The organism is Streptomyces sp. Tu 3180 (genome assembly GCF_009852415.1).
GTDB lineage: Bacteria > Actinomycetota > Actinomycetes > Streptomycetales > Streptomycetaceae > Streptomyces.
The window spans coordinates 4,494,442-4,514,393 of the sequence record NZ_WOXS01000002.1; the positions used below are offsets into that span (position 1 = coordinate 4,494,442).

15 protein-coding genes, 1 tRNA gene and 5 pseudogenes are annotated in these 19,952 nt (G+C 66.7%); 9 read left to right on the forward strand and 12 right to left on the reverse strand.

Annotated elements, in window-relative coordinates:
* Positions 1–1,075: 1,075 nt before the first annotated feature.
* Positions 1,076–1,494 (reverse strand): annotated as a pseudogene (locus GL259_RS21130) (transposase).
* A gap of 584 nt (positions 1,495–2,078) precedes the next feature.
* Between GL259_RS21130 and GL259_RS21135 the strand changes: the two are divergent.
* The 3 genes and pseudogenes from GL259_RS21135 (at position 2,079) to GL259_RS21145 (ending at position 4,853) form a co-directional block, all read left to right on the forward strand.
* A complete protein-coding gene (locus GL259_RS21135; protein ID WP_159534939.1) occupies positions 2,079–3,218 on the forward strand; it encodes a DUF262 domain-containing protein in 1,140 nt (379 codons plus the stop codon).
* A gap of 7 nt (positions 3,219–3,225) precedes the next feature.
* Positions 3,226–3,948 carry a HEPN domain-containing protein gene (locus GL259_RS21140; RefSeq protein ID WP_159534940.1) on the forward strand — a complete coding sequence of 241 codons (723 nt, stop codon included), beginning with the start codon at positions 3,226–3,228 and terminating at the stop codon, positions 3,946–3,948.
* A 100-nt stretch (positions 3,949–4,048) separates the two neighbouring features.
* A pseudogene (locus GL259_RS21145) lies at positions 4,049–4,853 on the forward strand (IS5 family transposase).
* Here GL259_RS21145 and GL259_RS21150 read toward each other — a convergent pair.
* On the reverse strand, positions 4,850–5,185 hold the full coding sequence (locus GL259_RS21150) for a hypothetical protein (RefSeq protein WP_159534941.1): 336 nt from the start codon (positions 5,183–5,185) through the stop codon (positions 4,850–4,852). The pseudogene GL259_RS21145 and the gene GL259_RS21150 overlap by 4 nt on opposite strands.
* Positions 5,186–5,336: 151 nt before the next feature.
* On the opposite strand from GL259_RS21150, the pseudogene GL259_RS38850 reads away from it, so the two are divergent.
* Positions 5,337–5,501, forward strand: a pseudogene (locus GL259_RS38850) (DNA-binding protein); the annotation flags it as partial.
* An 82-nt stretch (positions 5,502–5,583) separates the two neighbouring features.
* Entirely contained in the window at positions 5,584–6,765 is a 1,182-nt protein-coding gene (locus GL259_RS21160; RefSeq protein ID WP_159538826.1) for a site-specific integrase, read from the forward strand.
* A 70-nt stretch (positions 6,766–6,835) separates the two neighbouring features.
* Here GL259_RS21160 and GL259_RS21165 read toward each other — a convergent pair.
* From GL259_RS21165 to GL259_RS21175, 3 genes and pseudogenes are all read right to left on the reverse strand, one after another.
* Positions 6,836–6,909, reverse strand: a tRNA-Pro gene (locus GL259_RS21165).
* A 69-nt stretch (positions 6,910–6,978) separates the two neighbouring features.
* Positions 6,979–7,730 (reverse strand): annotated as a pseudogene (locus GL259_RS21170) (Pr6Pr family membrane protein).
* 246 nt (positions 7,731–7,976) lie between these two features.
* Entirely contained in the window at positions 7,977–8,912 is a 936-nt protein-coding gene (locus GL259_RS21175) for a metallophosphoesterase (protein ID WP_159534942.1), read from the reverse strand.
* A gap of 165 nt (positions 8,913–9,077) precedes the next feature.
* Between GL259_RS21175 and GL259_RS21180 the strand changes: the two genes are divergently transcribed.
* The 4 genes from GL259_RS21180 (at position 9,078) to GL259_RS21195 (ending at position 13,673) form a co-directional block, all read left to right on the forward strand.
* Positions 9,078–9,542, forward strand: coding sequence for a GatB/YqeY domain-containing protein (locus GL259_RS21180; protein WP_159534943.1), 465 nt, complete (start codon positions 9,078–9,080; stop codon positions 9,540–9,542).
* A gap of 648 nt (positions 9,543–10,190) precedes the next feature.
* Complete coding sequence (locus GL259_RS21185) at positions 10,191–12,431, forward strand: glycoside hydrolase domain-containing protein (protein WP_159534944.1); 2,241 nt, start codon at positions 10,191–10,193, stop codon at positions 12,429–12,431.
* Between the two features lie 5 nt (positions 12,432–12,436).
* Positions 12,437–12,919, forward strand: a complete 483-nt coding sequence (locus GL259_RS21190) for a hypothetical protein (RefSeq protein ID WP_159534945.1) — start codon at positions 12,437–12,439, stop codon at positions 12,917–12,919.
* A 1-nt stretch (position 12,920) separates the two neighbouring features.
* The gene (locus tag GL259_RS21195; protein WP_243762350.1) at positions 12,921–13,673 is read left to right on the forward strand and encodes a hypothetical protein; all 753 of its coding nucleotides are present in this window, start codon (positions 12,921–12,923) and stop codon (positions 13,671–13,673) included.
* Positions 13,674–13,812: 139 nt separating this feature from the next.
* Here GL259_RS21195 and GL259_RS38855 read toward each other — a convergent pair.
* The 7 genes and pseudogenes from GL259_RS38855 to GL259_RS21230 form a co-directional block, all read right to left on the reverse strand.
* Positions 13,813–13,938, reverse strand: a pseudogene (locus GL259_RS38855) (helix-turn-helix domain-containing protein); the annotation flags it as partial.
* A 196-nt stretch (positions 13,939–14,134) separates the two neighbouring features.
* A complete protein-coding gene (locus GL259_RS21205; RefSeq protein WP_159534946.1) occupies positions 14,135–14,641 on the reverse strand; it encodes a hypothetical protein in 507 nt (168 codons plus the stop codon).
* A 298-nt stretch (positions 14,642–14,939) separates the two neighbouring features.
* Complete coding sequence (locus tag GL259_RS21210; RefSeq protein ID WP_159534947.1) at positions 14,940–15,377, reverse strand: hypothetical protein; 438 nt, start codon at positions 15,375–15,377, stop codon at positions 14,940–14,942.
* Positions 15,378–15,424: 47 nt separating this feature from the next.
* Positions 15,425–15,820 (reverse strand): hypothetical protein, encoded by a 396-nt coding sequence (locus tag GL259_RS21215; RefSeq protein ID WP_159534948.1) that lies wholly within the window; start codon positions 15,818–15,820, stop codon positions 15,425–15,427.
* Between the two features lie 46 nt (positions 15,821–15,866).
* Entirely contained in the window at positions 15,867–16,484 is a 618-nt protein-coding gene (locus tag GL259_RS21220) for a hypothetical protein (RefSeq protein WP_159534949.1), read from the reverse strand.
* Between the two features lie 99 nt (positions 16,485–16,583).
* Positions 16,584–16,994 (reverse strand): transposase, encoded by a 411-nt coding sequence (locus tag GL259_RS21225; RefSeq protein ID WP_159534950.1) that lies wholly within the window; start codon positions 16,992–16,994, stop codon positions 16,584–16,586.
* 282 nt (positions 16,995–17,276) lie between these two features.
* Positions 17,277–19,580 carry a transglycosylase domain-containing protein gene (locus GL259_RS21230; RefSeq protein WP_159534951.1) on the reverse strand — a complete coding sequence of 768 codons (2,304 nt, stop codon included), beginning with the start codon at positions 19,578–19,580 and terminating at the stop codon, positions 17,277–17,279.
* Positions 19,581–19,952 lie beyond the last annotated feature (372 nt).

Consider the following 19,952-nt stretch of genomic DNA (forward strand, 5'->3'; position numbering starts at 1 on the left):
ACGCCGCCCCGACTGGTCGAGGTCCAGCGGGCCCGGCGCGGGCGGCCCGACCCCTGGTCGGCCGAAGACGTTCACCCCCGCTTCGCGAGGCAGATCCTGAGGCACTCCGAGATCGCGGTCACGATGGAGGTCCACACCCATGTGCCCTTCGCCGGGACCCGCCGGGCGCTCCGCGAGCTCGGCAAGGCACCGGGCGGCGGCGGCAGGCAGAAGGAGAAGAAGGGCGAGCGCAAGCAGCAGGAGCGGCCGGCCGGGGACGGCCGTCAAGAGCCATGGCGGTTGCTGTACTCCGCTGCCGCACGCACGGCAGAGGCCCCTTCACGATCCCGTGAAGGGGCCTCTGACCTGTGTCGGGGTGGCGGGATTTGAACCCCCGACATCTCCGTCCCGAAGCAGTTTGGGTGGACGCTCTGCCTTGGGCTAGCGCGCTCGTCACCTGCGTTTATGGTCCGTACGCGTCCGCGCATGTCCGCCGGTGTACGTCGGTGTTGTCACGCAGTTAGACACTTACCCTGCCGCTCCTGAGGGCCTGGTCACTGTCCCAGAGATCTGGCGCGCCAACTCCTCGACGACTTGGGGCACGACGCGTTGGGCACCCTCGTCTTGCAGTGCTTCGGCAAGCGCCTGATGGACCGCTGCGAACGGCTGCCCCGTGTGTGAAGCACGGGTTCGGTCAACCGCTCGCTCGATCTTCGCAAGGTGGGCTGCCACGATCGGCATTGCCTTCTCGTACTCGCTGGGATCCGTGGCCATGGGCTCAGCCGATCAGCACGCACCGATCGAGTCAAGGCCGGCGCCAAGCCATCAGCCTGGGAAGCTAATGTGATCTAGAGCTCGCTGCGGTGTTGACCTGCGGCGGAGGAATGAAGACGTCTGGTTGACTGCGGATGGGTCTTCCGCTGTTCCTCGGGGCTCCCCGCACGATCTGGCACACGTCTGGCAGAGGGAACCGCTGATCCGTAGCTCTAGCTGGATCGGTCAGTGGCGGCCATTCCGGCCGCTGGGTCCCGGAGGGGGTGACCATGGAACGGCGCGCGCTGGAGAAGCTGTTACTGGCCTTCAAAGCGTGGTGCCGTCATGGTGGCTCGCGCTGGAGGCCCGTGCCGGTGAGGCAGCCGTCGAGGACGTCGGGGCGGTACTGGAGTCGACGTAGGCCACGTCGGACCGCGGTGATCAGATCGTCTAGGTCGGCGAAGGCCCGGTTGGCTGTGGTGGTGCGCCGCAGCACGGACCAGATGCCTCGACCGGGTTGAGGTCGGGTGCGTAGGGAGGCAGCTGGAAGACCGTGAGCCGGTCGCGGTCGGCGATGCAGCGGCGCATCCCGGCGGACAGGTGGGTGTTGAGATTGTCCCAGACCAACACGATCGGGCCGCCGAGCTGCCGGTGGGCACTCCGGATGAGGTCGCGGTAGTCCTTCCAGGAGAAGCTCTTGCGTCCGTCGGGCCGGGCGTCCGGACAGGGCCGGTAGATCGGCCAGGCCACCGCCCTGGGCATACCTCATGTACTCGGGATACCGCAGAGGTCATGGGCCGTCAGCCCTACCGACATCACGCTTTGAAGGTCAGTAGTGGTCGTCGCCGGTCGGCACCGAGTGGCCTCGGACGACCCAGAGATGGCCCAGCGGAGATCACTCGTCGGCTGCTCGCCACTCTCGAGAGCCGGAAGCTGACCTGGTGGTTGCGGATGCCGTCAGCAACCTTCTCGCTCACGGTCCCCCGCCCCCGCAGGTCCCTCCACTGCGGCCATTCTATGATCGAGAGTGGCTGAACATTTATAGCCTAAATAGGTCTTTCTGCGCTATATGAAGAGCGCGCTCAGCGCGCGTTCCACTGGCTCGAGAAGCCGGCCGCAACGTCTTCGGGCTCGGTCGGCGCCCGCTCCACGCTGTCGAGTCCGATGCGCATGACGCCGCAGGAGGAAGGAGGAGGAGAGGCGCGGCGGCAACATCCCTACGACGAACACAGCCGCTGTCGGTCCACAACGCCGTGTGCAACAGTTCTCAAGTCCTACTGCGCTATGGATGCTGATGCTCTACGATGTTGGCCGCTTTTGATGAGGCGTCAGGCGGCAGGGGAGCAATGGAGCAGATCGAGTTCGAATCCAGCAATAGTCGGGATATCGAAGAATCGGAGGCCCAACTCGACTCCGAATACGAGGAAGATCCGATCGGTTTCTGGGAATCCAAGCAGAGAGACCTGCTCACGAGCGTCCTTGACTACAATTTGCGCTCTCTGACGGACTTGGTCAAGAACAAGCAGATCGACCTGTCCCCTAACTATCAGCGACGAAACAGGTGGAAGGACGACCGGAAGTCTCAACTGATTGAGTCTTTCTTGATGAATGTCCCGATCCCTAATATTTTCCTGAATGAGGATGCCTATGGGCACTATTCCGTCATCGATGGAAAGCAGCGCCTGACGGCAATCAGTGATTTCCTCTTCGGGCGATTCGCTCTTACTGGTTTGAAGGTTTTCGGAGAAGCCAACGGCCTGAGGTTTGATGAGCTTCCCACAACACTTCAGACCATTCTCGAGACGCGCGCCAACCTGCGAGCTGTCATCATCCTCCGCCAGTCCGACCCTGATATCAAGTATCAAGTCTTCCAACGTTTGAATACTGGCGGCATTAGACTCAACCCTCAAGAGATCAGAAACAGTGCCTGGCCTGGCAAGCTGAACGACATGATCCTCGAGGAGTCGATTTCGAGCGAGTTTCATAAGCTGCTCGGCATTAAAGACCGGAATCGATCCGCCATCTACAGCGAGATGCGCGACGCCGAGTTCGTTTTGCGGTATCTTACATTCCGTGAAAACTGGGACACTTTTGCTGGTGGAATGGGTCGCAAGCTCGACACCTTCATGGCTACTCACCACAATATGCCCGCAGTTCAGGTAGAGGAAGCTCGGTCTCACTTTCGCGCTGCCGTCAGAAAGGCAAGGGCGGCGTTTGGTGAAAACGCCTTCCAGCGATGGTCGCCAGAAAAGCAGTCCTGGCGACGGCAGGTGCTTGCTTCTCTATACGACGCTGAGATTTTTGCCGTTGGACAGTTTTCTGAGGATACTTTGCGGGAGAACAGCTCAGAGATCATTGCAGGAGTGCAGGAACTCTTCTCGAACACAAAATTCCGGCGGGCGGTTGACGCTGCCACCAACACCCCCAGTTACTTTCGTGATCGAATCACAATGATGCGTGACATGATCAGCGAAAAGGTTGGTTGACGCCGCGATGGGGGCGCTGGCTACATTCCACGCCGGGGCACAGGCGGTCCAAGCGCTAATTTCTCTCGAGTCTGTGTATCCGGATCCGCCTGACAGCATAGAATTTCCCAAGGTATCCGCGCTTCGAGGTGCCTGCACGGTACTTACCGTGGCTTCCTTTGAGAAGTTCCTCCGTGACCTGTTCGAGGAGGAACTAGACCGTATTCGGACTGCAAAAGTGCCAATGGGGCTACTCCCAAAAAAGCTTCAAGTCGAGGCCTCCTTTGCTTCCCTCGAGCTTGCGCTAAAAGGTGACTTTTCCACTAAGGGTATGGACCGTGAACTACGGTTGGCCAATGTCTTGACTGCGGCAAGACTTCTGGCCAAGGACAGCTTTGAGCCGAAAGCCCTTGCTGCAACGAACAGCAATCCTGACTCGGCTTGCGTTAAGCGAATGTTCAAAGCGGTGGGAATCTCCGAGGTCTTTCAAGTCTGCAGCGATGAATTCACTAAGCACTGGGGGCGGCAAGAAGTCTCTGGATTCGAGAGCCAAAAGCTTGATAGCATTCTCGATTCTAGGCATCAGGTGGCACATACAGCGCAGGCCATGCACATATCTAGACCGGAACTCAGCTATAATCTGAGGTTTATTGAGGTTCTCACTCGGGTGCTTCATGCACAGTTGAGTCAGCACGTGGACGGAATCATCGCTGGCGCCCAGAGTCCACCCGTAACTCCGCCTGGTCCTTGATTGCAGGTCGGTGGAGTCTTACAACGGCTAACACAATGAGGTGGATCAGCTCTGGTTGCCGTGTCCGGGGCGGGAGTTGAGCGTTCGGTCCGGTGTGGGGATGTCGCTGTGGATCGTGTCGGATGAGTTGCGGGCTCGCTTGGATCCGCTGTTGCCGCAGCGTGAGCGCAGGTTCCGGTATCCGGGCGCAAGCCGTTGCCGGACCGGGAAGTGCTGTGCGGAATCTTGTACGTGCTGCCCACCGGGATCCAGTGGGAGTACCTGCCACAGGACCTCGGTTTCGGCTCGGACATGACGTGCTGGCGGCTGCTGCGGGACTGGAACGAGGCCGGCGTGTGGCAGCGGCTTCACGAGGTCCTGCTGGCCGAGCTGAACGCGGCCTCACCGCTGGACTGGTCTCGGTGCGTGGTCGACTCGTCCCACGTCAGGGCCCTAAAAGGGGACAGCACGCGGGCCCTTCGCCGGTTGACCGTGGGCGAGCCGGATCGAAACATCACCTCATCGCCGACGGACACGGCACTCCGCTCGCGATTCTGCTGACCGGCGGCAACCGCAACGACGTCACCCAGCTCCTGCCGTTGCCCGACGTGATCCCGCCGGTCCGTGGCCGCGTGGGACGGCCACGGCGCAAACCCGACTCTCTGTTCACGGACCGCGGCTACGACCACGACATCTACCGCGACCAGGTCCGCGCTCGCGGCATCGTGCCGGCCATCGCCCGTCGCGGCACCCGGCACGGCACCGGCCTTGGCATCTATCGGTGGGTGGTCGAGCGCACCTTCGCCTGGCTTCACAGCTTTCGACGCCTACGTATCCGCTGGGAACGACGAGCCGACATCCACGAAGCGTTCCTCAGACTCGCCTGCTGCCTCATCGCCCACCGGCAACTCGGCTTGTTGCGCTAGCCGTCGTCGCCCGAGGCGGCCCGGAAGCCACGATCTTGAATCACCGGGAAGGTGTCCTGCGCGGTGGCTACCCATGCGTCGATCTCGTCGTGGGACGTCCTGATGGCTCTGATCAGCCTCTCGAGCACGTCCAGCTTCGACTTGCGAACGTTCAGGCTCAGCTGCGCCAACGACACCTCTTGGTACGGCATGCCCAGCTGCCACCAGAGCCGCGTGAGGTAACGACACTCCTGCGGCTCGCGGTCGTCTGCAAGGCGATCGTGGATAACCGCCTGGACGCGGCGCCGCTGATCATCTTCACGAAAGCCGTAGCTGAGGTCCGTCAAGGTCACTGCCGGACCCTACCAACCACGTTCACCAATCCTGATGTGGCTATGAAGACGTCGAGGCAGATCATTCTGTTAGGAGCTCTTAAGAGACACCCAGATGAGCACCGCGATTGCCGCTCCCACTGAGTGACTCTCGCACCGACCGGAAGAAGCAGCGGCCACGTTCGGCATCGGTCGGTCGCTGATCTATGAGGAGATCCGCCTCGGACGATTTTGGACGGTCCGTATCGGTCGTCGTCGACTCATCCCACCCGAGTATGTCGCGCAGTATGTCGAGCTCCTCAAGCGCGAGGCGGAAGCTGCCGCCCAAACAGCCTGAATGCCCTACCTATCCCTACACACTTCGGCAGGGCCGTGCTCCCTGTAGCGCGGCCCTGCCGTTTGGAGAGCACCGCATGACCATGACCGAGACCCCAAAGCGGATCCGCAGGGCTGGCCACGGTGAAGAAACGATCTACTGGGACACGGCGAAGAACCGGTACGTGGGAGCCGTGTCCCTCGGGTACGCCCCGAATGGTAAGCGCCGCCGGCCGAAGGTGTACGGCAAGACCAAGACCGAGGTCCGCCAGAAGATCCGGGACCTGAAGAAGGAATTGCAGTCGGGCGTAAAGACGCCGGCCAACTACACCGTGGCCGACGCGGTGAACGACTGGCTGGAGCGCGGCCTGAAGGGGTGCGACGAGAAGGGCACCATCGGCAAGAACCACTCGATGGCGAACAAACACCTGATCCCGTTCATCGGCAAAGCGAAGCTGAAGGACCTCTGCGCGGACGACGTCGACGACTGGCTGGATGGCAGGGCCGAATTCCTGGCGACGCGCAGTCTCCGTGACCTGCTCGCCACCCTGCGCCGCTCCATCGAGCACGCTCAGCGCAGGGACAAGGCCGCACGGAATGTCGCCCTGCTCGCCACCGTTCCGGAAGGACGGCCTGGGCGTCCGAGCAAGGCCTTGAACCTGGAACAGGCGGAAGCTGTGCTTGCCGCGGCTCGCCCCTCGCGGCTGTACGCCTACCTCGTGCTCTCACTTCTCAGTGGCGTACGCACGCAAGAGGCGCGCCCCCTCACCTGGGATCACGTCTTCCTGGAGACGGAGGACGGCACCCTGCCCCATGTTGCCGTGTGGCGATCGGTGCGCAAGCACGGTGAGACCAAGACCAGGAAGAGCCGGCGGACCATCGCTCTGCCGAAGCAGGTGGTCGACGTCCTTGAAGAACGCAAGCGATGGCAGAAGCAGGAGAGGGCGTCTCGGGGGATGGAGGGGAGCCCGGCCGGCCGCGTCTTCACGACGCGGTCCGGTGAGCCGCTCGACGCTGCCAATGTGCGGCGTGACTTCAAAGCCATCGTGAAGAAGGCGGGGCTGGTGCCTGAGTGGACGCCGCGCGAGCTGCGGCACAGCTTCGTCTCACTGCTCTCGGACCATGGCATCCGGCTGGAGCGCATCGCCCAGCTTGTCGGGCACACCAGTCAGGCGACGACGGAGGCCGACTACTGGAAGCAGCTCCGCCCGGTCACCACAGAGGGCGCGGAGGCGATGGACGTGATCTTCACCTGGCGGCGCGAGGCGACCACCCGCGAGGCTTGATCAAATTCCTTTGGCCCCGAGCATGACAGAGGGCCTGGTGCCACTTGCACACCAGGCCCTCTGACCAGCGTCGGGGTGGCGGGATTTGAACCCACGACCTCTTCGTCCCGAACGAAGCGCGCTGCCAAGCTGCGCTACACCCCGATCGTCGCTGCTCTCGCGGCGACGACGTTTACTTTAGCCCACTGGTGCCCGGAGACGAAATCCGGTTTCTCACCGGCGGCGGGCCGGCTTCGGGCGGGTGTGGTCCAGGGCCACCAGGAGGACGGCGACGGCGTAGAAGGAGAGGCCCAGGAGGAGGGCGTTGGCGAGGACGCTCCGGTAGCCGTGGTGGGTGACGTCCAGGAAGGGGTAGAGGTAGCGGTCCGGGGAGCCGGTGAGGAGTTCGCCGCGGGCCAGGGAGAAGAGCAGGTAGGCCAGGGGGTACAGCAGCCACGCGGCGGTCTGGCGGAGGTGGGTGCGGGCCTGCGGGGAGAGCAGGAGCCAGTCCAGGAGCGCGGCGACGGGGATCACCGTGTGCAGGAGGTGGGCGGTGAGCGTCGCCGGCCACGGGGAGGCCTCGCCGGTGATCGAGAAGCGGGGGGCCGCGTCCGACAGCAGTACGTGGTGGACCAGGGCGGCCGTCGTCACGTACAGCAGGGCCGCGCCCGTCAGGGTGGCCGGGAGGGGATGGCGGGGCGTCCAGGCGCGGCGGGCCGAGACGAGGGTGACCAGGGCCAGCAGGATCGTGCTCTGGATCGTGAAGTGGCTCAGGACCCGGGCCGGGCTGCCGAGGAGCACCTGGGTGGTCACCGCCGCCGTCGCCGTCAGTGCCAGGAGCAGGCGGTACGCCGCCGCGAGCGGGCGGCGTACCGGAGGGACCACGGCTCGGGCGGGGACGGGGGAGGACAGCAGGGGCGGTGGCGTCTCCGGGAAGCCCGGGAGCGGGGGAGGTCCGGGATGTCCCTGGGTATCGGGGCGGTCATGGACCCCATCGTGGGAAGGTGTCCCGTTCGGGGCCATGTGGGTGGGCCATGTGGGTTATGGGGCGGGCGGTCCGGGGCGCCGCCTCCGTCGCCCTTGCCGCGTCCGCCGCCCCCCCGATGTCTCCGGTGGTCCCGGTTCCCCCGGCGTCCCGGTGCCCCGGTGTCCCCGGTGCTCGTCCGCCCGTGCCCGGCCCGCCCCGGCCCGCCCCGGCCCGCCCGGGCCCGGCCGTGTTCTGCTGAGTCCCGTCAGCCCCGCTGGTCCCGGCCCACGAGCGTCATCAGCGTCGCCTCCGGGGGGCAGGCGAAGCGGACCGGGGTGTACCTGCTGGTGCCGCAGCCCGCCGACACGTGGAGGTACGACGTGCGGCCCTGGGAGGTGTGCGTGGACAGGCCCTTCACCCGGTCCGTGTCCAGGTCGCAGTTGGTGACCAGGGCGCCGTAGAAGGGGATGCAGAGCTGGCCGCCGTGGGTGTGGCCGGCCAGGATCAGGGGGTAGCCGTCGGCCGTGAAGGAGTCCAGGACGCGCAGGTAGGGGGCGTGGACGACGCCCATCGAGAAGTCCGCCGAGCCCGACGGGCCGCCCGCCACCTCCGTGTACCGGTCCCGCTTGATGTGCGGGTCGTCCAGGCCGGTCAGCTCGATCGACGTTCCCTCGATCTTCAGCGTGCCCCGGGTGTTCGTCAGGTTCAGCCAGCCCGCCGCGTCGAAGCCGTCCCGCAGGTCCTCCCAGGGGTTGTGGACCGCGCCGACGACCGGGGGGTTGCCGTTCAGGCCGTGGCGGCCCTGGACCTTCTCGAGCAGGTAGCGGGCGGGGTTGCGCAGCCTGGGGCCGTAGTAGTCGTTGGAGCCGAAGACGTAGGCGCCCGGGAACTCCATCAGGGGGCCGAGGGCGTCCAGGACCTCGGGCACGGCCTCGGGGTCGGACAGGTTGTCGCCCGTGTTGATCACGAAGTCGGGGCGCAGGCCCGCCAGGGAGCGCAGCCAGCGCTGCTTCTTGCGCTGGCCGCTCACCAGGTGGATGTCGGAGACCTGCAGCACGCGCAGGGGGCGCATCCCGGAGGGCAGGACGGGGACGGTCACCCGCCGGAGGCGGAAGGAGCGGGCCTCGAAGCCCGCCGCGTACAGCAGTCCGGCGGCTCCGGCCGCCGTGATTCCCAGGGGGATTCCGTATCGCGCGCGCATGTGCCCATCGTGTCAGATCCGGACGGTCCGCCGTGCGCCGCGGTCGTCCTCCGCATTCGTTCTCCGCGGCTTCGCGGGCAACTGCCGGGGAGCGCGAACGGCCCCTGGGGCACGGGCCCTTAAATCGACGGGCGTCCTTCCTTCCGCACCTGCGACAATCAGGCCATGACCACGCTCAAGTCGAAGCTGCAGGAAGACCTCAACGCCGCGATCAAGGAGCGCGACGAGCTCCGCTCCTCGACGCTCCGGCTGACGCTCGCCGCGATCACCAAGGAGGAGGTCGCGGGGAAGGAGAAGCGCGAGCTCTCCGACGACGAGGTGCAGAAGGTGATCACCCGGGAGGCGAAGAAGCGCCGTGAGGCGGCGGACGCCTTCGCGCAGGGCGGTCGTCCCGAGCAGGCCGAGCGGGAGAAGGCGGAGGGCGAGGTGCTGGCCGCGTACCTGCCCAAGCAGCTGTCCGACGAGGAGCTGGACGCGATCGTCGCCCAGGCGGTCGAGGAGGCCAGGGCGGCCGGTGCCGAGGGGCCGCGGGCCATGGGTGCCGTGATGAAGATCGTGAACCCGAAGGTGGCCGGGCAGGCCGAGGGCGGCCGGGTGGCCGCGGCCGTGAAGAAGCTGCTGGCCGGCTGAGTACGGCCGACGGCCGGGGTCGCTCCCGGCCGTCGCCTCCCCGGGGCGCGGGGTGTCGGCGGGCGCGTTCCGTTCCGGCACGGACCGGCTCCGTGGTGCCGTGCCCGGGTGAGAAGGACGGAAACCGGGCTTGACGCGGCCGCACGGTGCGGCCGCGTCCGAGCGTCTTCGTCCGTTGTGGGCGGTTGCATCATTCTGATCACCGGCGACATTCGGCCTTTGTGCCCCGGCCGTGCCGGGATCCTTCTCGTGTCCGCTCGGATGATCTAAGTTTTAAGTGATCAAGGGGGGCCTCGGGCCGCCCGTAGGGGTGGGGACCGATCGCTCACCGGGGGACTTCAAACGTGTGACCGGGTGCGGGCCGACGGCGGCGCGCGCTCGGGAGCGGTCCCCTCGTGGCCCCGGGGCCGTGTTCCAGCCGCTGCGGTCGCCTCGGCCCCGGCCCGCCGCCGGGCATCGGCAGCCCGGCTCCCCGTGTCCCACGTTGTGCGCCCGAATACCGCCGGCGGGACCCCGGCGGCCGCGCGAGCCGTTCGCCGGGACGGCGCCGAGATGTCTTTGCGTGCCCTCCTCCGGTGGACGGCACCGACCCGCTGTGTGCGCCGACGTTCTCATCCGCCCGACTTCTCCGCTCACGGAAGGAACTCAATGGCCGACGAGATGGTGCTCCGCGCCCAGAGATTCATCAACACCACTTACGGGAACGGCGCCACCCTGGGCATTCCCAAGCTGGAGGAGAACGGCCGCACCGGTTGGGTTGTCATGTACGCTCTAACTCGGGCGCTGCAGTACGAGATGGGCATCTCCTCGCTCTCGAACAACTTCGGCCCGGGCACGCTCGCCGCCCTCCAGGAGAAGTACGGCAAGCTCGACGAGACGACCATCCCGTCGGCCAACTTCTGCCGCATCATCCAGTCCGCCCTGTACTGCAAGGGCTACGACGGCGGCGAGATCGACGGGACCTACAACGACCGCGTCAAGGCTGCGGTGGCGCAGCTCAACGCGAACATGGGTGTCAGCAGCACCTATCCCGGCAGCTCCCTGTGGCCGAAGGTGGTCAAGGGCCTGCTGAACATGGACGCCTACGTCACCGTCAACAACGGCTCGGAGACCATCCGGTCCATCCAGCAGTGGCTGAACGGCCGTTACGTCCTGCGCAAGGACTTCTACATCATCCCCTGCGACGGCCATCACTCCCGTGACGTCGCCAAGTCGATGCTGTTCGCGATCCAGTACGAGCTGGGCATGGCGGACGGCGTGGCGAACGGGGTCTTCGGCCCCGGCACCCAGTCCGGCCTGAGGAGCCACACGGTGTCCACCGGTTCCTCCGGGGTGTGGGTGCAGCTGTTCACCGGGGCCATGGTCCTCAACAAGCGCCCGGTTTCCTTCTCGAGCTCGTTCACGTCTTCGCTGGCCGACAGCGTCAGGACGTTCCAGTCGTTCATGAAGCTCGCCGTGACGGGCCAGGGCAACTTCGAGACCTGGGCCTCCCTGCTCGTCTCCTACGGGGACCAGAGCCGCCAGGGTGAGGCGTGCGACGGCGTCACGAAGGTCACCCCCGCCCGGGCCCAGGCCCTGAAGGCCGCGGGCTACAAGTACATCGGGCGGTACCTCTACAACCCCTCCACCACGTCCCTGCCGGAGAAGGAGATCCAGCCGGGCGAGCTCGCGACCATCGAGGAGTACGGGCTGCGCTGCTTCCCGATCTACCAGACGTGGGCGCGCTCGGTCGACTACTACAGCCCCGAGCAGGGCGTCACGGACTGCATGACCGCGTCGTACAAGGCGGAGGAGCACGGGTTCAAGCCGGGCACGCGCATCTACTTCGCCGTCGACTACGACGCGGTGGACGAGGAGGTCACGTCGTTCATCCTGCCGTACTTCCAGAAGATCAGAGAGGAGATGAACCACCTGGGCAGCCCCTACAAGATCGGGGTCTACGGCCCGCGCAACGCGTGCTCCCGGATCTCCGAGGCGGGTTACGCGGACGCCAGCTTCGTGTCGGACATGTCGTCCGGGTTCTCCGGCAACCTCGGCTACCCGATGCCCCAGAACTGGGCCTTCGACCAGATCGTCACCAAGACGATCGGCTCCGGTGACGGGCAGATCGAGATCGACAACAACATCGCCTCCGGCCGGGACACCGGGCAGGGCGACTTCTACCCCACGCCCTCCCAGAAGCTGGACATCGGCTTCGACATCGACCTGTGGCCCGCCCTGCTCCAGGAGGTCCAGGACTACATGGCACGGATCGGCAAGCCCGGGGGCGAGCGCATGTACACCCTGCAGGAGTGCCTCGAGACGATCATCAGCTACGACGCCACGATCACCTCGGGGGCCCGCAGGTACCGCATGCGCAAGGCACTCATCCAGACCTCGGCCTTCTGGGAGTTCGCCCACTACAGCATCAAGGACTACACCGAGGACGCCGGTGTCGTGCTGTACCACACCGGCATCATCCCGGACTGGGCCAAGGACCTGCCCAAGGTCGAGCAGCTGGTCGACAGCAGCACCGGCATCGCCAAGATCTCGGGCCGCACCTGCATCCTGGCGCGCAACAACTCGATCCGCTCGGGGCTGCTGGAGGGCACCATCCTCGACTCGGCCGCCGACGCCGACCGCTGGGCCATGTGGCAGAAGGTCAATCAGGACAACGTCTTCAACCTGAGTACCGTGCCGCACATGCACATCTGGGGGGCCGACGGAAAGGCCGGGGACCACGAGGAGACCCCGATCCGCCGTCCGGCCCTCGACTACGACGAAACGGAGATCTACGAGGTCCTGCGCCGGTACCAGGGCTTCGGTGACGAGGCGGAGGCCCACGCGAGGGAGCGCATGCCGCTCTACGCCATCTTCGAGAAGTACAACTTCGCCATCCGCGGGGTCTGACGGCCGTGGTCACGGCATCCGATCCCTGGCAGGGGCACGACGCCACCGTGCTGTTCACCCTCCTGCTCACGGGAATGCCGACCCTGATCGGTCTCACGGCGTATCTCTGCTCACGGCTGACACGACAGGCACGCCGCCGGAACACTCCGGTCCGCACGTGGCGGGACGTCTCCTTGGCGGCGGTCGCGGCCGGGCTCGCCCTCTACCTGTGGGGACTGCTCCACGTCCTGTTCCTGGACGACCGGGAACAGGCGCAGGAGTGCGAACGGCAGCGCCCCGAAGGGACGCCCGCCCTCGTCGGCCGCAGAGGGGATTTCATCCCGCTGCGGCTCGTCTGCGAGGCATCGGACGGTCATGACTACTCCGTCGTCGTCCCCGGCTACATCAACCCGTCCCTCACCGTGCTGCTGCTGCTCGCACTCGTCACCGCCGTGGCCTCCGGGCTCCTGCACCACAAGCAGCGCACGCCAACACGGAAGGAAGGCTGAGTTGTCGACCAACTCCGGCATCACCCGCAGAGTCACCCTCATGGCCACCGCCGGCGTCACCGCCGCCGCGGGCCTCACCACCACCGGCCTCCTCGCGACCCCCGCCGCCGCCGCGCCGGAGCCCCTCAGGAACGACGAGCTGAAGGAGGCGCTGCGCCGCGCACGGGCCCGTCACCGCCGTCTGCGCACCGGCCGTCCGTCGGCCAACGGCTGGCAGATGCAGAAGGCCGTCGACGCCGACGGTGACATCGTCACCACGTCCGTGGCGGGCGCCGGCCTGAGCGTCCCGCTCCGCACGGGCGACACGGAAACGGTCCTGACCCACGTGATCCGCCGCTTCCACTACGAGGTGGACGCCCTGGGCACGGGCGGAGAGCCGAACCCCCTGGAGGGCTGGGTGGCACCGTCGGCGGTACGGGACAGTCGGCGCCCCGAGTCGAACCAGGCGTCCGGCACCGCCGTCGTCATCCGGCCGGGCTCCTACCCGCCGGGCGTACGGGACGGCTTCACCGAGGGGCAGCGGCTGGTCATCCGCGACATCCTCGCCGACACCGAGGGCGTCGTCCGCTGGGGCGGCGACGACCGTCGCCCCTACGAGGGACTGTTCTACCTCGGCGTGCCGCCGGGTGACGCGCGACTGGCACGGGTCGCGGCCAGGATCCGTTCCTGGAACGAGACCCCGGGGGCGGGGGCCGGCGTGGTGCCCGACGTGACGGAGCCGGCCCGGCGCCGCAGGCCCGCCCGCTACCGCTGAGGGAACGGTCCGCCGGCCCCGTGGTCACCGGTGACGTCGGTGTCACCGGTGACCACGGTCCTCCTCCGCCGGCGCGAGTGCAGCAGCCCCAGTTCCTGGGCGCGTGCCCCAGGGCCACCCGCCCGTTGGCCTGCAACTGCTCCATGAGCCGTTGAACCCTGCGCTGCACGGTGCGGTGCCCCACGTCGAGTTGCCGGGCGATCGACGCGTCACTGAGCCCCGCATACAAGAGGTTCAAGATTTTTCGGTCATCGGCGTCGATGGGGGAAAGGTCGGAAAAAGAGCTCGGTCCGGTGGTCAAAACATCCCCGATGTGGTTTGTGGTCTCTTTTCTTCAATAGTTTAAATGTGACTTGCTTGCATGGGGAAGTTAATAAGGCGAAATGAAAAGGCGGGACGGCGCCCCCGCGCCGTCCCGCCCGCAGCCGGCCGGGCCGTCGATGTGACGGCCCGGGGCCGGCTCAGTACCAGGGCGTGCAGCTCTGCTCGCCCGACGGGTCCTCGACGCAGGCCCGCATCATGTGCGTCGAGGGGTTGTAGTACATCGGCGTGCGCGTCCAGTAGTAGTTCGTCCCTCCCGGGATCTTGGCGGTCCAGCCCGAGGCGCCGCCCTTCTTCAGGCCGAGCCGCCAGTAGCAGGTGGACTGGTCCTTGGTGCAGCGCTGGACGTACACGCTCCAGTCCTGCTCGTTCGAGCCGCTGATGTAGTGCAGCCGGGCCCAGCTGTACTGGTCGCCGTCGGTCTTGCCCCACCGCATCTCGTACATGAAGGAGCCGCCGAGGTCGTAGGGGCCGTACGGGGAGACCGGTCCGGACTCCCAGCTCTGGATGTTCGGGTCGTGGCCGTCGCAGCCGAAGTTGTCGCAGGCGAGGACGCCGGCCGAAGCGGAACTCGGGATCATGAGGGCCAGGGCGAGAGCGCTGAGCAGGGCACCGAACGTCACGCCGATCCGTGACCGGATTCTCATTTCTCCTCCATGGGCAACAGCACGGAAAAGCACCCGGACGAGCGGTGCCGCACGTGACTATGTCATGGGCGGGGGCGGAGGAATGCCTCTTTCGTGGCGCTGGCGTAATCACGCCGGTCATGTTTACGTTTGCCGGCGTGTGGGAGTGATAAAGAATGGTCTTTCGCTCCCGTGCACAGGGAGGGAGCGTTCGTCGTACCGGGTGCGGGACATCCCGTGACGGATGCGGCGCTGCCCTTTCACCCCTTCCGGAGGAGGGGTGAAAGGGCAGCGGCACGGCGGTTTCAGCGACGAGCGGTCATCCGCAGTGGACGCCCTTGAGGCTCCTGCCGGCCCACAGGCCCCCGATGTCCTCGCCGCCGCCGAGGTCGATGCAGTGCCCGTTGGTCGAGGTCACCGTGACCGGTCCCGCGTAGTAGCTGTACGCACCGGAGTCGAGCTCGGTGTTGCCGCTGCCGGATATGCTGATGCCCACTTCCATGTAGTGGCTCGTGCCGTAGTACTTCTTCGCCAGCAGCACGGCACAGTTGGTCCCGCCGCTCGCCGGGGAGTAGTACAGGCGCGACTGCCCCCACACCGTGCCCGACGCGGGTGTGTTGTACGTGTCGATGAGGCTTCCTGGACAGCCGTACTCAGTGGCACCCGAGGTGGCGGCGAGAGCGCCGGGCGCCGTGGCCACGCTGAGGCCGGTCAACGACAGCGCGAGGGCGGCCGCGGTGGCGAGGATTCTGCGCATGTGCCGTTCACGCTCCTGTTCTGGCCTTCATGTGCGGACGCGGCGGGTCAGGCCACACCGTGGCAATTCGTGACGACGTTGGAGCCGAAATCGATTCCGCCCGTGACGGTGCCGTCCCAGTTTCCGAGGAAGGCATTGACGACGACGGTCGTCCCCTCCTTGATGTCGAGGTCGACGTCGCGGACGCCGGAGTCCGCGCCGTTCCTGTTCCAGTAGAAGTAGTGACCGTCGCCGTAGATCTCGATGCCGCCGACGGCGGAATTTCCGTCGGCGAAGATGTCGTCGACCAGGAGGTGCTCGCCGTACGCCTTGAACGTGGCCTTGGCTCCGCCGTTGTCGGAGTAGTCGGTGCAGTCCGTCTCCGCCTCGGCGGTCGCCGTCATGCCGACGGTGAGCGCCGCGATGATCGGAAGTACGGCCGCGGCGCGTGCGAACTTGCGCATGGGATTACCTCTTCTTTTTCTCGTGGTGGATCCGTCGGTTTCTGGTTCAGTCCTCGTGGCAGGAAGCCGCGATCACGAGCCGCGGCCCCCGGTCCGCCGAGAAGGGTGCGCCGGCCGCTGGGCTCTGCTCGCAGACCTCGTAGGACCAGCTGCGCGCCTCGGACACGGGGTCGCCGGTGGCATCCACGCGTATGCGCTTCGGTGCGTGTCCCGCCAGCACGAGCCGGTCGGCGGCCTTGCGGAGGCGCATGCCCACGACGTTCGGCGTCGCGTCGGCCTCCCCTCCGGCGCCGACCTTCCGCGGGCACGTCTCGGAACTGCGGGCCGCGAAGAGGACCACCGCGCTGAGGTTCGGCTTCTCCTTCTCGAAACAGACCTTGAATTTCTTCGCGTGGGCCGGACTCACATACCGATCCAGACTTGTCGCATCACGGAGCGCGAACCCTTTTCCCTGGTCCGCTTTCTCTTTCATGGCGATGTCGAGCGGGCCCTCGGCCGGGCGGGCGGCGGATTCATTTTCGGCGTGCGCCGCGACAGGCTTCCCGCGTTCTTCGCCCGCTGCGCCCGAGCCGCACGCGGTGATACCGGCCAGAATCGTCAAAGCGGCCGCTGCGCTCGCCAAGAAGCCGCGTACTCGCCCCTCGGAGACGTTCTGGAACCCCATGAATCACTCCTCCCCCTCATGCGCGTGATGATCAAAGGAACACCAGGGAAATGGGGGAGTCAAGGGTTCAGGTGCTGTCCGAATTGGGTATTTGCTGGGTCATTCTGTGTCTTCGTGGCCGTCTCGCGTGGTGCCCATCGGCGGGCCGCCGCGGGCTCCCCGTCCGGCCCGCAGCGCCGCGGCGTCCGCGATCACGGCGGCCCAGTCGGACTCGCCCGGGCCCGCGAGCCCGCCACGCACCGCGGCCCGGTACAGCCGTCGCCACACACCGGCCTTCGTCCAGGCGGTGAAGCGGCGGTGCGCGGTCGCCGGCGAGACCTCGAGCCAGGGCGGCAGCAGTCGCCAGGCGCATCCGCTGGTCAGCACGTACACCACCGCGGTGAGCACCGCGCGCTCGTCGACGGGAGCCGTACCCCCGCCCTGCCGACGCGGTGCGAACGCCGGCAGCAGCGGTTCCGTCAGGGCCCACAGCTCGTCGGTGACCAGTCGCCGGGAGAGATCGCCAGTCATGCTCACCATCGTCGTCGGCACCACATGAGACAGCGGTGGGCCGACGCGGGTTGGCGCAATTACGTCAGAACCCCAGGAGGGGAGAACCGCGGAACGGAGGAGGGGCCCGCCCGCGCCGGTGGGCCCCTCCTCCGTTCCGGTCCCCGCGCCGCGACGGGCTCGCTCAGCCGGGACCGTTGCCGCCGGACCACCCCGGTGGGCCGACGCGGGTGCCGGCGTGCGGCCCGGGCCCGAGGAGCCCGCGGGAGGGGAGACGCACGGGCGCCGGGCTCGAGGGAGCCGTCACCCGCGGCCTCCGCCGTTGCCGTTGCCGTTGCCCTGGATGAAGCCGTCGGGGAAGGTCGGTTCCGTGACGCCGCCGCCGTCGTCCCCGCCGGTCAGGCCGCCGAGGACGCCGCCGTCGTTCCCGCCGCCGGTCAGGCCGCCGAGGAGGCCGCCGTTTCCGTTGTCGTCGCCGTTGCCGCCGTCGTCACGGCCGCGGCCGGGATCGTCGCGGTCGTCGTCGTTCTCCTCCACCGGGTCGGGGATGTCGACCGGGACGAAGGACTCGGCCTCCTTGCCCTCGAGGGCGCCGGTCATGGCGTCCTTCCAGATCGGGCCGGGGGTGTCGGCGCCGTAGACGAGGTCGTGGTAGACGCCGCCGATGGTGATGTTCTGCATCTTGACCTGCTGGCTGGCGCTGCCGACCCAGACGGCGCCCGAGAGGTTCGGCGTGTAGCCGACGAACCAGGCGTTGCGGCGCTCGTCGGTGGTACCGGTCTTGCCCGCGTTGTCCCGGTCGGCGAGGCCTGCCTGCTGGCCGGTACCGGAGTCGACCACACCCTTGAGCAGGGCGTTGATGGTGTCGGCGGTCCGCTCCGACATCGCCCGCGAGCAGGTGGACTTCGGCACCCCGAGGCTCTTCCTGGTGTCGCCCACCTGCTGCGTGACCGCCTCGATGGCGATGGGCGTGCAGTACATGCCGCGGTTGGCGAAGGCGGCGTACGCGGACGCCATGGTCAGCGGGGAGACGGACTCGGTGCCGAGGGCGATCGACGGGACCTGGGGCATCTTCTTGCCGCTGCCCTGCCGGACGTGCAGTTTCTCGGCCATCTCGGTGACCGGGCAGAGACCGATGTCCGCGACCATCTCGATGAAGTAGGTGTTGACCGAGAGGGCCATCGCCTCCTTCAGCTGGTAGGGGCCCTTCTCCGATTCGTTCTCGTTCGGGATCTTGGCGCCGTCTTCGTTGGTGTAGGGCTTGCCGCACGTCTGGATGGGGCTCGGGACCGTCAGTTCGTACGGCGAGGGGTACTCCTGCGTCGGCGGGCGGCCCTCCTCGAGGGCGGCGGCCGCCACGAACGGCTTGAACGTGGAGCCCGTGGGGAAGCCGCTGCTCGTCCCCATCCTGTAGTCCACCGAGTAGTTGATCTCGGTCTCGTGCTCCTTGGCGTTGGAGCCGTACGGCTTCGACTGGCCCATCGCCACGATCTTGCCGGTGCCGGGTTCGACGAGGGTGGCCGCGGCGGCGACCTCGTCGCTCTTGTAGACGTGGTCCTTCAGCGACTGCTGGACGGATTCCTGGGCCTGCGGCTCGAGGGTGGTGCGGATGGTGAGGCCGCCCTGGTTCCACAGCTTCGCCCGGGTCTTCTGGTCCTTGCCGAAGACCGGGTCGTTGAGGAAGACGTTCCTCACGTAGTTGCAGAAGAACCCGGCGTCCTTGACCGCCGTGGTGCAGCCGTTCTTCGGCTTGCTGACGTTCAGCCCCAGCGGGGTCCTCGCCGCCTCGTCGGCCTGCTCCCGGGAGATGTCGCCGACCTCGGCCATCCGCCGGAGGACGACGTTGCGCCGGCTCTTCGCCTCCGCCTCGTCGTTGACCGGGTCGTAGCGGCTCGGGGACTGGACGAGCCCGGCGAGGAGGGCGGACTCCTGGAGGTTGAGGTCCTTGGCCGGCTTGGAGAAGTAGCGCCGGGCGGCGGCCTCCACGCCGTAGGCCTGCTGGCCGAAGAACGTGATGTTCAGGTAGTTCTCGAGGATCTTCTTCTTGCCCAGCTCCTCCTCGACCTGGATCGCGTACTTCAGTTCGCGGATCTTGCGGCCGATCGTCTGCTGGGTGGCCTGCGCGACCTTGGTGGGGTCGTCGCCGGCCTCCTCGACGAAGACGTTCTTGACGTACTGCTGCGTGAGCGTGGACGCGCCCTCGGAGACCTCGCCGCTGCGCGCGTTCTTGTTGAGCGCGCGCAGTACGCCCTTCAGGTCGACCGCGCCGTGCTCGTAGAACCGCGAGTCCTCGATCGCGACGATCGCCTTCTGCATGTACGGCGAGATGTCCTTGAGGTCGACCACCGTGCGGTCGCGCGAGTAGACGGTGGCGATCTGACCGCCCTCGGCGTCGAGGATGGTGGTGCGCTGGCTCAGCGGCGGGGTCTTGAGGTTGGCCGGGAGCTCGTCGAAGCTCTCGACCGATCCCTTGGCCGCCAGTCCCAGCGCGCCCACGGCGGGCAGCGCGATGCCGGCCATGACGGCCCCCGCGAGGACACTGACACCGAGGAACTTGGCGGCCTGCTGCGTGGGAGACAGACCACCGCCCGAGCGCTTCTTTGGCATGGGAGCAGCCTACGTTCTCATTCGCCGGACAAGCGTATATGCCTTGGCCTAAGCTGCTCTCAACTGTCACAGCAGTGAGGCCACGTATCAATACGTCCGGCGACCCCGAATCGTTCCGGATCTTCTCGACTTTTTTGGTCGGGGTGTGGTGGGTCCGTGTCCGGATCCGCCTCGTGTGTCACGCGGTGCCCGTTGTGACGCAAGAGAAGTGACCCGGAATGCCGGGATTGCCGCGCATGTCGTCACCTCACTCCCCCGGGTGATCTGCCGCTTACCCATAGTCCGTTCGGACCATTCAAGATTGGGCCCGCTGGGGGTGTTGCGCCGTGCCCACCTTCCGTAACGTCCTCAACTGGCGGCGGTGAATATGCC

Bases quoted from the DNA above. Each gene is read 5' to 3' on its own strand.
- GL259_RS21160 (WP_159538826.1), top strand. From the start codon at position 5,584: ATGACCGAGACCCCAAAGCGGATCCGCAGGGCTGGCCACGGTGAAGAA.
- GL259_RS21140 (WP_159534940.1), top strand. From the start codon at position 3,226: ATGGGGGCGCTGGCTACATTCCACGCCGGGGCACAGGCGGTCCAAGCG.
- GL259_RS21220 (WP_159534949.1), bottom strand. From the start codon at position 16,484: ATGGGGTTCCAGAACGTCTCCGAGGGGCGAGTACGCGGCTTCTTGGCG.
- GL259_RS21210 (WP_159534947.1), bottom strand. From the start codon at position 15,377: ATGCGCAGAATCCTCGCCACCGCGGCCGCCCTCGCGCTGTCGTTGACC.
- GL259_RS21215 (WP_159534948.1), bottom strand. From the start codon at position 15,820: ATGCGCAAGTTCGCACGCGCCGCGGCCGTACTTCCGATCATCGCGGCG.
- GL259_RS21230 (WP_159534951.1), bottom strand. From the start codon at position 19,580: ATGCCAAAGAAGCGCTCGGGCGGTGGTCTGTCTCCCACGCAGCAGGCC.
- GL259_RS21185 (WP_159534944.1), top strand. From the start codon at position 10,191: ATGGCCGACGAGATGGTGCTCCGCGCCCAGAGATTCATCAACACCACT.
- GL259_RS21175 (WP_159534942.1), bottom strand. From the start codon at position 8,912: ATGCGCGCGCGATACGGAATCCCCCTGGGAATCACGGCGGCCGGAGCC.
- GL259_RS21225 (WP_159534950.1), bottom strand. From the start codon at position 16,994: ATGACTGGCGATCTCTCCCGGCGACTGGTCACCGACGAGCTGTGGGCC.
- GL259_RS21205 (WP_159534946.1), bottom strand. From the start codon at position 14,641: ATGAGAATCCGGTCACGGATCGGCGTGACGTTCGGTGCCCTGCTCAGC.
- GL259_RS21180 (WP_159534943.1), top strand. From the start codon at position 9,078: ATGACCACGCTCAAGTCGAAGCTGCAGGAAGACCTCAACGCCGCGATC.
- GL259_RS21135 (WP_159534939.1), top strand. From the start codon at position 2,079: ATGGAGCAGATCGAGTTCGAATCCAGCAATAGTCGGGATATCGAAGAA.